Source organism: Ramlibacter rhizophilus (assembly GCF_004681965.1).
In the GTDB taxonomy this organism is placed as follows: Bacteria; Pseudomonadota; Gammaproteobacteria; order Burkholderiales; family Burkholderiaceae_C; genus Ramlibacter; species Ramlibacter rhizophilus.
In genome coordinates, this window is record NZ_SMLL01000009.1 from 67637 (window position 1) to 78180 (window position 10544).

Sequence of the window (10544 nt, forward strand, 5' to 3'; positions counted from 1 at the left end):
ATCCGGCGCGTTCGAAGCGGGCGCCAGACGGGCGGCGTTCTGGCGGCCGAGGCGCGCGCGGCGATGTCACTCCCAGCTTCTCAGTCCTGCGCCACCTGCACGAGCTTCAGGCGCGCACCCGCCCCAGACTTGATGCGGACCGCCGAGCGCGAGCAGCCGAAATGCCGTGCCACCAAACGCACCAACTCGTCATTTGCACGGCCATCGACGGGCGGCGCTGCCAGCTGCGCCTGCCAGGGCTCGCCCTCGGCAGCAGGTGGCAGCAGCACGCTTGCGCGCGCGTTCGGCTTGACCCGGACCTGCAGGACCTTCATGGATTCGCCGCGGCCGCCGACTCCAGCTTCAGCACCCGCCAGGCGCAGTACGTCGCCGCCATCCCCAGCACGGTCGCGGCCGCGTACATCGGCACGTAGCCGAAGCGCGCCACCACCTGCCCGCCGGCCAGCACGCCCGTGACGCCGCCGACCCCGTAGCCCACCACCGTGAACAAGGCCTGGCCGCGCCCGCGCAGGCGGCCCGGGAAGTGGCGCGTGACCATGGCGATGGCGGCCGTGTGGTGGGTCGCGAAGCTCAGCGCGTGCAGCACCTGGGCGACGACAAGCGCCGCCAGCCAGTCGGCCGCCGTGGCCAGCAGCGCCATGCGCAGCGCCGTGGCGGCGCCGCAGACCACCAGCCAGCGCGGCATGGACAGGTGGCCGATGAGGCGGCCCTGCCAGAAGAACCAGAGGATCTCCACCGCCACGGACACCGCCCACAGCCCGCCGATCATGGCCTTGCTGTAGCCACGCGCGTCGAGGTACAGCGAGATGAAGCCATAGACCGCGAAATGCGCCGTGATGTGGAACAGCAGCGAGGCGAAGAACCAGCGCACGGCCGGCTCGCGCAGCACCGGAAGGATCGCCTCGTGCCGATGGCCCGCGGGCGCAGGCGCCTCGCGCACGTCCGGCAGCCACAGCGTGCAGCCCAGCACCAGCACCAGCGTGAAGAGCGTCCAGCCCGGGAAGTGCTCCATGCCGAAGCGCTCGAACCAGGCACCGGCCACGACCACCGTGGCCATGAAACCCACCGACCCCCAGAGCCGCACCCGGCCATAGCGGCCCCAGTCGCCGGCCACGAGCTGCGCCATCGCCGCCTCGGTCAGCGACATCATGGAGCTGGTGTGCGTGAACATCACCAGCAGCACCAGCCCGATCCACACGGGCCCGCCCGACCACCACAGGCCGAGCGATGCGATCACGGCCACCAGGCCACTCAGGCGCAGCAGGCGCACGCGCTCGCCAGTGCGGTCGCTCAGCATGCCCCAGGCGTAGGGCGCGAACACGCGCGTGAAGGACTGCGTGGCGATCAGCACGCTGATCACCGTCACCGGCAGGCCCAGGTGCTTGAGCCACAGGGGCAGGTAGGGATTGAAGAAGCCGATGTGCGCGAAGTAGCTGGCCGACAGCCCCGCGAACGGCGCGAGCTGCCGCAGGCCCGGCGCGGGCGGCGAAGCCGCCGGCATCAGAGGAACGAGGCTTCGATGCCCGCCATCGGCGGGCTCACGTCACCGTTCTGCGCGCGCTGGCGCAGAGCGTGTTCCATCACCACGAGGGCCAGCATGGCCTCGGCGATGGGCGTGGCGCGGATGCCCACGCAGGGGTCGTGGCGGCCCTTGGTCACCACCTGGGTGGGACGGCCCTGCACGTCGATGGTGTCGCGCGGGGTGATGATGGAGCTGGTCGGCTTGATGGCGATGGAGACTTCCAGGTCCTGGCCCGTGCTGATGCCGCCCAGGACGCCGCCGGCGTTGTTGCTCGCGAAGCCCTCGGGCGTGAGCGAGTCGCCGTGGGTGCTGCCCCGCTGCGTGACGCTTGCGAAGCCGGCGCCGATCTCCACGCCCTTGACCGCGTTGATGCCCATCATGGCCCAGGCGATGTCGGCGTCGAGCTTGTCGTAGAGCGGTTCGCCCAGGCCCGGGGGCACGCGCGAGGCGCTGACCCGGATGCGGGCACCGCAGGAGTCGCCGCTCTTGCGCAGCGCGTCCATGTAGGCCTCCAGCGCCGAGACGTCGGCCACGGGCGCGAAGAAGGGGTTGTTCGGCACGTGCTCCCAACCCTCGAAAGGGATTTCCATGTCGCCGAGCTGCTGCATGCAGCCCTGGAAGCGCGTGCCATGGCGTGCGGCGAGCCACTTCTTGGCGACGGCCCCGGCCGCCACCATGGGTGCCGTCATGCGCGCGGAAGACCGGCCGCCGCCGCGCGGGTCGCGCCGGCCGTACTTCTGCATGTAGGCGTAGTCGGCGTGGCCCGGCCGGAAGGTGGACGCGATGTCCGAGTAGTCCTTGCTTCGCTGGTCGGTGTTGCGAATCAGCAGGCAGATGGGGGTGCCGGTGGTGTGGCCTTCGTACACGCCGGAGAGGATCTCGACCCGGTCGGCCTCCTGGCGCTGGGTGACGTGCCGGCTGGTGCCGGGACGGCGGCGGTCCAGGTCGGGCTGGATGTCGGCTTCGGACAGCGCCAGCCCCGGCGGGCACCCGTCGATCACGCAGCCGATGGCCGGGCCGTGGGATTCACCGAAGTTGGTGACCGCGAACAGGGTGCCGAAGGTGTTGCCGCTCATGTGTGTGGGAGTTTCCGCTCGCGTGCCGAGCGGGCGATTATCCCCGAGGGCCGGCCCGCGCCGGGCCGTTCAGAGCTGCGCGGAGGGCTGCACGTCCTCGCTGCTGGGCCAGTCGCGGATGTAGGCCTTGAGCATGCGGTTCTCGAAATTCTGGCTGTCCACCACGGCCTTGGCGACGTCGTAGAAGCTGATGACGCCCATGAGCATGCGCTTGTCCATGACGGGCATGTAGCGGGCGTGCCGGTCCAGCATCATGCGGCGCACTTCGTCCAGCTCGGTGTCGGGGGTGCAGGTCAGGGGGTGGTCGTCCATGGCCGTTCGCACCAGCAGGGTTCCGACGACGCCCTTGTTGGCCACGATGCACTGAATGACCTCGCGGAAGGTGAGCATGCCCACCAGGTCGCCGTGCGCCATGACCACCAGCGAGCCGATGTCCTTTTCGGCCATGACCTCGATCGCGCGGGCCATGTGTTCGTCGGGCCCCACGGTGTAGAGCGTGTTGCCCTTCACGCGCAGGATGTCGCTGACTTTCATGGGTGTCTCCAGGGTGGCAGCGCACTGCCGGTCCGAAAGAATATAGCCCACAATTCCAGCCACATCCAACAAGAGAGCGCAGACACCATGCCCGGCTATTCGGACCCCGGCTTCGACACGCTCGCCCTGCACGCCGGGGCCGCGCCCGACCCGGCCACCGGGGCGCGGGCGGTCCCCATCCACCTGAGCACGTCCTTCGTGTTCGAGTCCAGCGAGCACGCGGCCTCGCTGTTCAACCTGGAGCGCGCCGGGCACGTCTATTCCCGCATCAGCAATCCGACCAACGCGGTGCTGGAGGAACGGGTCGCGGCGCTCGACGGCGGCATCGGCGCCATCGCCACGGCCAGCGGCCAGGCGGCCCTGCATTTGGCGATCGCCACGATCATGGGCGCGGGCTCGCACATCGTGGCCAGCTCGGCGCTCTATGGCGGCTCGCACAACCTGCTGCACTACACGATGCGGCGCTTCGGCATCGAGACCACCTTTGTGCGCCCCGGCGACATCGACGGCTGGCGCGCCGCCATCCGGCCCGAGACCCGCCTGCTGTTCGGAGAAACCGTGGGCAACCCCGGCCTGGACGTGCTGGACATCCCTACGGTGGCCGCCATCGCGCACGAGGCCGGCGTTCCCCTGCTGGTGGATTCCACCCTCACCTCGCCCTGGCTCATGAAGCCGCTCTCGCTCGGCGCCGACATCGTCTACCACTCGGCGACCAAGTTCCTCTCGGGCCACGGCACCGTCATCGGCGGCGTGCTGGTCGATGGCGGCAGCTTCGACTGGGACCACCCGCGCACGCAGGGACGCTTTGGCGAACTCACCGCGCCCTATGCCGGCTTCCATCAGATGGTCTTCACCGAGGAGTCCACCGTCGGCGCCTTCCTGCTGCGCGCCCGGCGCGAGGGCCTGCGCGACTTCGGCGCCTGCATGAGCCCGCACACCGCCTGGCTGATCCTGCAGGGCATCGAGACGCTTCCGCTTCGCATGGCGCGCCACATGGCCAACACCGAGCGGGTGGTCGAGTTCCTCGCGGCGCACCCGATGGTCGCGCGCGTGGGGCACCCGCTGGTGGAGTCGCACCCCAGCCACCAGCTCGCGCGCAAGCTCCTGCCGCGCGGCGCCGGAGCGGTGTTCAGCTTCGACATCCGGGGCAGCCGCGAGCAGGGCCGGCGCTTCATCGAGTCGCTCAAGGTCTTCAGCCACCTGGCCAACGTGGGCGACTGCCGTTCGCTCGTCATCCACCCGGCCAGCACCACGCATTTCCGCATGAGCGACGAGGACCTCGCGGCCGGCGGCATCGGCCCGGGGACCATCCGCCTGTCCATCGGCCTGGAGGACCCGGACGATCTGCTCGACGACCTCAAGCGCGCATTGCGCGCAGCCGAGAAGGGGGCCTGACATGCAGCTCGAAGTCAAAGGTCACTCCTGCTACTGCTACACCGGCGGGCGCCCCTTCGACGCCGCCCGGCCCACCGCCGTCTTCCTCCACGGCGTCCTCAACGACCACAGCGTCTGGGGCCTGCAGACGCGCTACCTGGCCCACCATGGCTGGAGCGTGCTGGCGCCGGACCTTCCCGGGCATGGGCGCAGCGCGGGGCCGGCGCCCGCCACGGTCGAAGACGCGGCCGACTTCGCGCTGGCCCTGCTCGATGCGCTGAAGCTCGAGCGCGCCGCCCTGGTGGGGCACAGCTTCGGCTCGCTCGCGGCGCTGGAGGCCGCCAGCCGCGCGCCCGGGCGCATCGACCGCCTCGCGCTGCTCGCGACCGCCTACCCCATGAAGGTCTCGCCCGCGCTGCTGGAGGCGGCCGAGCACGAGCCGCTGCGTGCCATCGAGATGACCACCACCTTCTCGCTTTCCACGCTGGCGCCGCCGCCCTCGGCCCTGGGCCCGGGCACCTGGCTGCACGGGCACTCGCGCGCGCTGATGCGGCGCATCCTCCAGAGCAACGCGCGCGAGAACGTGGCCCACACCGGCTTCAGGGCCTGCGACCGCTACCGCGGCGGCGAGGAAGCCATGGCGCGCGTGCAGGCGCCCACGCTCTTCCTGATCGGCGCACGTGACGCCATGACACCGCCCGGCGCCTCGCAGGCGCTGCGTGCACGCGCGCGGGATGCCCGCGTCGTGACCGTGGACGCCGGCCACGCCATGATGGCCGAGGCGCCCGACGCGGTGCTGGCCGCCCTCACGTCCTTCCTCGCGCCATGACGGCCCTGGCCATCACCCCGCCGATGACCGAGGCGCGCGCACGCGAAGTTGCCGCCGGCTTCGACCTGCGCGCGCTGCCGCCCGACTTCTATGCCAACCCCTACCCGGTGTACGCCGCCCTGCGCGAGCGCGAGCCGGTGCGGGCCATGCCGGACGGCTCCTGGTTCCTCACGCGGCACGCCGACCTGGTGGCGGTGTACCGCGACGCGGCCTGCTTCAGCTCGGACAAGAAGGTGGAGTTCGCCCCCAAGTACGGCGCCGGCTCCCCGCTCTTCGAACACCACACCACCAGCCTGGTGTTCAACGACCCGCCGCTGCACACCCGGGTGCGCAAGCTGATCATGGGCGCGCTCACGCGACGCGCCATCGCCGACCTGGAGCCCGGGCTGGTGCAGCTGGTGGAAGGCTTGCTGGACGGCATCGAGGCGAAAGGCGGAGGCGACCTGATCGAGGACTTCGCGGCGGCCATCCCGGTGGAGATCATCGGCAACCTGCTGGACGTGCCGCACGCCGAGCGCGGGCCGCTGCGCGGCTGGTCGCTGGCCATTCTGGGCGCGCTGGAGCCGCGCCTGTCGCCCGAGCAGGAGGCGCTGGGCCAGCGCAGCGTGCGCGAGTTCACCGACTACCTGCGCCGTTTGGTGGCGCAGCGGCGCCGCCGTCCCGGCGACCCCGAGCACGACGTGCTCACGCGCCTCATCCAGGGTGAGGCGGCGGGCGAGCGCCTGTCCGAATCCGAGCTGCTGCAGAACTGCGTCTTCATCCTCAACGCGGGCCACGAGACCACCACCAACCTGATCGGCAACGCTCTGGTGGCCTTGCAGGAATGGCCTGGCGAGCGCGAGCGGCTGTCCGCGCTGGTGACGCGCCACGCCCCCGGTGACCCGGCGCTGGAGCCGCCCCTCACGCTGGCGGTGGACGAGTTCCTGCGCTTCGAGTCCTCCAACCAGCTGGGCAACCGCCGCGCCCTGCGGGCCTGCGAGGTGGGCGGCGTGTCGCTGCCCGAAGGCGCGCTCGTGACCTTGTGCATCGGCGCCGCCAACCGGGACCCGGCGCTGTTCGACGATCCCGACACGCTGAACCTGGCCCGCGAGGACAACCGGCACCTGGCCTTCGGCTTCGGCATCCACCAGTGCGCGGGACTGAGCCTCGCGCGCCTGGAGGGCCGCATCGCCATCGGCCGCTTCCTGCGGCGCTTCCCGGACTACCGCCTCACGGCGCCCCCGGAGCGGGGCGGACGCGCGCGCTTCCGGGGCTTCCTGCACGCGCCCTTCGCCGTGCGCTGAAGCTCAGGCGGCGCGGCCGATCGCGTCCTTCAGGTACACCCCGGACAGGCGCCCGCTGCGCCACAGGGGCTGTGTCGCCTCCGTGAGCGGCAGCAGGAGCTGGCGCATCAGCGGCTCCAGCGAGGTCGACGCCAGGTCCGCCAGCAGCACGAAGCGCGCCTCGTCCCGATGCGGCTCGTCCAGCCGGCCGATCCAGTCCAGCGACTGCAAGGCCTCGACCACGGGCTCCAGCTGCAGGTCGGTCACCTGCAGGGCCTGCGCCAGCTCGTCCAGGGTCATGCCGTGGCGAGCGCCCGGCTTCGCCTGCGACAGCGCCGCCAGCACCTGCAGGGCGAGCTGGAACTGCCAGCCGTGCCCCTCGGCCTGCCGGTGCGGCCCCGCCGTCAGCCCCGGCAGGTAGGCCGCCAGCACCGCGCCGAGCAGCACCACCAGCCAGGCCACGTAGATCCAGATCAACAGGATCGGCAGCGTCGCGAAGGCGCCATACACCGCGGAATAGGTGGGCACCGCCTTCAGGTACACCGCCAGCAGCTGGCGCGCGAGCTCGATGCCCACCGCCGCGAACACGCCGCCGATCAGGGCATGCCGCAGCCGCACCGGCGCGTTCGGAACGAAGCGGTACAGGGCCGCCAGCCCACCGGCCAGCAGCATCAGCTCCAGCCAGTCCAGCACCGTGAGCGCCCCCTTGGGCAGGGCCGAGACGAAGCCGCGCGAGGCGGACATGACGTACGAGCTGATGCTCACCGAGGCGGCCAGCACCAGCGGCCCCAGCGTCAGCGCGGCCCAGTAGATCAGCAGGCGCTGCGCCAGCGGGCGCGGGCGCTTGACGCGCCAGATGCCGTTGAGGGTGCGGTCGATGGTCAGCACCAGCGTGAGGGCCGTGAGGACCAGCACGCCCAGGCCCACGAATCCGAGCTGGTTCGCCTTGCCCGCGAACTGGTTCAGGTAGCTGAGAACCTGCCGGGCGATGGTGTCGGGCACCAGGCTCTGCATCAGCCAGACCTGCAGCGAGGTCTGCAGCTTGCCGAACATGGGAAAGGCGGTGAACACCGCCAGCACCACGGTGAAGAAGGGCACCAGCGCAATGGTGGTCGTGAAGGTGAGGCTGCCGGCGGACAGGCTGAGGCGGTCCTCGACGATGCGCTCGCGCAGCGTCTGGGCCGCCGAGCGCCAGGGGAAGCGCACAAGCGCCTCGAGGAACTGCCGGGCTTTCATCGGCCGCTATGATGCCATCGCCCATGCCTGCCCCCGCCCCTGCGGACGCGATGCTGTCCACGTCCACGCCCGAAGCCACGCCCACCTCCCCGCCCCCGGCGGTCGCCTTCAGCCGGCGGCTCGCCGTCGGGAGCCTGATGGGGCTGATCGTCCTGGGCCTGGCCTGGGAGCTCTGGCTTGCGCCCGTGCGCCCCGGCGGCAGCTGGCTGGCTCTCAAGGTGCTGCCGCTGTGCCTGCCCCTGGCCGGCCTGCTGCGACACCGCATGTACACCTACCGCTGGGTGAGCCTGCTGGTGTGGCTGTACTTCACCGAAGGCGTGGTGCGGGCCTGGAGCGACCGGCCGCCCTCCTCCTGGCTGGCCATGGTGGAGATCGTGCTGTGCCTTCTGCTCTTCGCCGCCTGCGTGCTGCACGTGCGCACGCGGCTCGGAAAAAAGGCTGCGAGATGACTGCCCTGATCGAAGAACTCAAGACCCTGGTCGGGGCCGCCCACGTGCTGGTGGACGGCGACCTGAGCGCCTACGAAGTCGACTGGCGCAAGCGCGCGCACGGCAAGGCCCTGGCCGTCGTGCGGCCCGGCTCCACGGGCGAGGCGGCGGCCGTGGTGCGCGCCTGCGCGCAGGCCGGCGTGGCCATGGTCCCGCAGGGCGGCAACACCGGCCTGGTGGTGGGCGCCACGCCGGACGAATCGGGCACGCAGGTGGTCCTGAGCCTGCAGCGCATGACGGCCGTGCGCGAACTCGACGCTGCCAACATGACCGTCACCGTGGAGGCCGGCTGCGTGCTGCAGTCCCTGCAGGAACACGCGCGCAACGCCGGTTTCCTCTTCCCCCTGAGCCTGGCCGCCGAAGGCAGCTGCACCATCGGCGGCAACCTGGCCACCAACGCCGGGGGCACCCAGGTGCTGCGCTACGGCAATGCCCGCGACCTGTGCCTCGGGCTGGAGGTGGTCACGCCCGCAGGCGAGGTCTGGGACGGCCTGTCGGGCCTGCGCAAGGACAACACCGGCTACGACCTGCGTGACCTCTTCATCGGCAGCGAAGGCACGCTCGGCCTCATCACCGCGGCCACGCTCAAGCTGTACCCGCTGCCGGCCGCCACCCTCACCGCCTGGGCGGCCGTGCCGTCCATGCAGGCGGCCGTGCAGCTGCTGGGCCTGGCGCGCCGCCACCTGGGCGCGGGGCTCACCGGCTTCGAGGTCATGGGCCAGTTCGCCCTCGGCCTGGTCGCGCGCCACTTCCCGCAGATGCGCGTGCCCTTCGTGCAGGACAGCCCCTGGTGCGTGCTGCTGGAAAACGCCGACCACGAATCGGAGGCCCACGCCCGCGGCCAGTTCGAGACCCTGCTGGAGCGCGCGCTGGAAGAAGGCTGCGTGACCGACGCCGTGGTGGCGGAGAACATCGCCCAGGCGCGCCAGCTCTGGCACGTGCGCGAAAGCATCCCCCTGGCCCAGGCCGAAGAGGGCCTGAACATCAAGCACGACATCTCGCTGCCCATCTCGCGCATCCCCGCCTACTGCGAGGAGACCGACGCGCTCCTGCTGCGCGAAATTGCGGGCGTGCGCCTGGTCAACTTCGGCCACCTGGGCGACGGCAACCTGCACTACAACGTGCAGGCCCCGGAGGGCGGCGACGCCGCCACCTTCCTGCGCGAGCGCGAAGAGGCGGTCAACGCATTGGTGTACGACCAGGTGCGCCGCCATGGCGGCTCCATCTCCGCCGAACACGGCGTGGGCAGCCTCAAGGTGGACAGCCTGCCCGACTACAAGAGCCCGGTGGCGCTGGGAATGATGCGCGCCATCAAGGGTGGGCTGGACCCGCGCAACCTGATGAACCCGGGGCGGGTCGTGCGCCCCTGATGCACGCACCTTTTACTTCTTTCCAGAGCACCGACATGTCCCAGCGCCCCATCCGGAGCCAGTACGAAGACTTCATGCGCCACGTGCACACGCACGGCACGCCCAAGACCGACCGCACCGGCACCGGCACGCGCAGCGTGTTCGGCCACCAGATGCGCTTCGACCTGCAGGAGGGCTTTCCGCTGGTGACCACCAAGAAGGTGCACCTGAAGTCCATCATCGTGGAGCTGCTGTGGTTCCTGCGCGGCTCCAGCGACAACAACTGGCTGCGCGAGCGGGGCGTCACCATCTGGGACGAGTGGGCGCGCGAGGACGGTGACCTCGGCCCGGTGTACGGCGTGCAGTGGCGCAGCTGGCCCACGCCGGACGGCGGCCACGTGGACCAGATCGCCGAGGCCATCAAGACGATCCGGACCAACCCCGACTCGCGCCGCATCATCGTGAGCGCCTGGAACGTGGCCGACATCCCGAAGATGGCACTGGCGCCCTGCCACGCCTTCTTCCAGTTCTATGTCGCGGACGGCAAGCTCTCCTGCCAGCTGTATCAACGCAGCGCCGACATCTTCCTGGGTGTCCCCTTCAACATCGCCAGCTACGCCCTGCTCACGCACATGATGGCGCAGCAGTGCGACCTGCAGGTCGGCGACTTCATCTGGACCGGCGGCGACTGCCACATCTACAGCAACCACACCGAGCAGGTCGAGCTGCAGCTCTCGCGCGAGCCCTACCCCTACCCGGTCCTGAACATCAAGCGCCGGCCGGCCAGCATCTTCGAGTACGAGTACGAGGACTTCGAGGTGCTGGAGTACCAGTGCCACGGGGCGATCAAGGCGCCGGTGGCGGTGTAGCCCTT

Annotated in this window: 11 protein-coding genes; 6 read left to right on the top strand and 5 right to left on the bottom strand. The window is 70.7% G+C overall.

The genetic code is table 11. The features are described from left to right. Window positions 1–80 precede the first annotated feature (80 nt). From EZ242_RS20510 to EZ242_RS20525, 4 genes are all read right to left on the bottom strand, one after another. Window positions 81–314, bottom strand: a complete 234-nt coding sequence (locus tag EZ242_RS20510; protein WP_135287077.1) for a DUF167 domain-containing protein — start codon at window positions 312–314, stop codon at window positions 81–83. Continuing rightward, a complete protein-coding gene (locus EZ242_RS20515) occupies window positions 311–1501 on the bottom strand; it encodes an MFS transporter (RefSeq protein WP_135287078.1) in 1191 nt (396 codons plus the stop codon). Before EZ242_RS20515 ends, EZ242_RS20510 begins: the two co-directional genes overlap by 4 nt. Beyond that, window positions 1501–2598, bottom strand: a complete 1098-nt coding sequence (gene aroC / locus EZ242_RS20520) for a chorismate synthase (protein WP_135287079.1) — start codon at window positions 2596–2598, stop codon at window positions 1501–1503. Before aroC ends, EZ242_RS20515 begins: the two co-directional genes overlap by 1 nt. 69 nt (window positions 2599–2667) lie before the next feature. Beyond that, window positions 2668–3132, bottom strand: coding sequence for a CBS domain-containing protein (locus tag EZ242_RS20525; RefSeq protein ID WP_135287080.1), 465 nt, complete (start codon window positions 3130–3132; stop codon window positions 2668–2670). Window positions 3133–3219: 87 nt separating this feature from the next. On the opposite strand from EZ242_RS20525, the gene EZ242_RS20530 reads away from it, so the two are divergent. Genes EZ242_RS20530 through EZ242_RS20540 form a run of 3 tightly spaced genes read left to right on the top strand, consistent with a single transcriptional unit; the run spans window position 3220 to window position 6618 of the window. Further along, window positions 3220–4527 (top strand): O-acetylhomoserine aminocarboxypropyltransferase, encoded by a 1308-nt coding sequence (locus EZ242_RS20530; protein WP_135287081.1) that lies wholly within the window; start codon window positions 3220–3222, stop codon window positions 4525–4527. A gap of 1 nt (window position 4528) precedes the next feature. Further along, window positions 4529–5335, top strand: a complete 807-nt coding sequence (locus tag EZ242_RS20535; RefSeq protein ID WP_135287082.1) for an alpha/beta fold hydrolase — start codon at window positions 4529–4531, stop codon at window positions 5333–5335. Next, on the top strand, window positions 5332–6618 hold the full coding sequence (locus EZ242_RS20540; protein WP_135287083.1) for a cytochrome P450: 1287 nt from the start codon (window positions 5332–5334) through the stop codon (window positions 6616–6618). Before EZ242_RS20535 ends, EZ242_RS20540 begins: the two co-directional genes overlap by 4 nt. 3 nt (window positions 6619–6621) lie before the next feature. Here EZ242_RS20540 and EZ242_RS20545 read toward each other — a convergent pair whose 3' ends face one another. After that, window positions 6622–7833, bottom strand: coding sequence for a YihY family inner membrane protein (locus EZ242_RS20545; protein WP_135287084.1), 1212 nt, complete (start codon window positions 7831–7833; stop codon window positions 6622–6624). 50 nt (window positions 7834–7883) lie between these two features. On the opposite strand from EZ242_RS20545, the gene EZ242_RS20550 reads away from it, so the two are divergent. The 3 genes from EZ242_RS20550 to EZ242_RS20560 are packed head-to-tail and all read left to right on the top strand — an operon-like array spanning window position 7884 to window position 10539. Then, window positions 7884–8282, top strand: coding sequence for a DUF2069 domain-containing protein (locus EZ242_RS20550; protein ID WP_135287215.1), 399 nt, complete (start codon window positions 7884–7886; stop codon window positions 8280–8282). Beyond that, on the top strand, window positions 8279–9691 hold the full coding sequence (locus EZ242_RS20555) for an FAD-binding oxidoreductase (protein WP_135287085.1): 1413 nt from the start codon (window positions 8279–8281) through the stop codon (window positions 9689–9691). Before EZ242_RS20550 ends, EZ242_RS20555 begins: the two co-directional genes overlap by 4 nt. 35 nt (window positions 9692–9726) lie before the next feature. After that, on the top strand, window positions 9727–10539 hold the full coding sequence (locus EZ242_RS20560) for a thymidylate synthase (RefSeq protein WP_135287086.1): 813 nt from the start codon (window positions 9727–9729) through the stop codon (window positions 10537–10539). Window positions 10540–10544: the final 5 nt, after the last annotated feature.

Excerpts from the sequence above, each read along its gene's own strand:
- EZ242_RS20515 (WP_135287078.1), bottom strand. The coding sequence starts at position 1,501 with ATGCCGGCGGCTTCGCCGCCCGCGCCGGGCCTGCGGCAGCTCGCGCCG.
- aroC (WP_135287079.1), bottom strand. The coding sequence starts at position 2,598 with ATGAGCGGCAACACCTTCGGCACCCTGTTCGCGGTCACCAACTTCGGT.
- EZ242_RS20550 (WP_135287215.1), top strand. The coding sequence starts at position 7,884 with ATGCTGTCCACGTCCACGCCCGAAGCCACGCCCACCTCCCCGCCCCCG.
- EZ242_RS20530 (WP_135287081.1), top strand. The coding sequence starts at position 3,220 with ATGCCCGGCTATTCGGACCCCGGCTTCGACACGCTCGCCCTGCACGCC.
- EZ242_RS20510 (WP_135287077.1), bottom strand. The coding sequence starts at position 314 with ATGAAGGTCCTGCAGGTCCGGGTCAAGCCGAACGCGCGCGCAAGCGTG.
- EZ242_RS20540 (WP_135287083.1), top strand. The coding sequence starts at position 5,332 with ATGACGGCCCTGGCCATCACCCCGCCGATGACCGAGGCGCGCGCACGC.
- EZ242_RS20560 (WP_135287086.1), top strand. The coding sequence starts at position 9,727 with ATGTCCCAGCGCCCCATCCGGAGCCAGTACGAAGACTTCATGCGCCAC.
- EZ242_RS20545 (WP_135287084.1), bottom strand. The coding sequence starts at position 7,833 with ATGAAAGCCCGGCAGTTCCTCGAGGCGCTTGTGCGCTTCCCCTGGCGC.
- EZ242_RS20555 (WP_135287085.1), top strand. The coding sequence starts at position 8,279 with ATGACTGCCCTGATCGAAGAACTCAAGACCCTGGTCGGGGCCGCCCAC.
- EZ242_RS20525 (WP_135287080.1), bottom strand. The coding sequence starts at position 3,132 with ATGAAAGTCAGCGACATCCTGCGCGTGAAGGGCAACACGCTCTACACC.
- EZ242_RS20535 (WP_135287082.1), top strand. The coding sequence starts at position 4,529 with ATGCAGCTCGAAGTCAAAGGTCACTCCTGCTACTGCTACACCGGCGGG.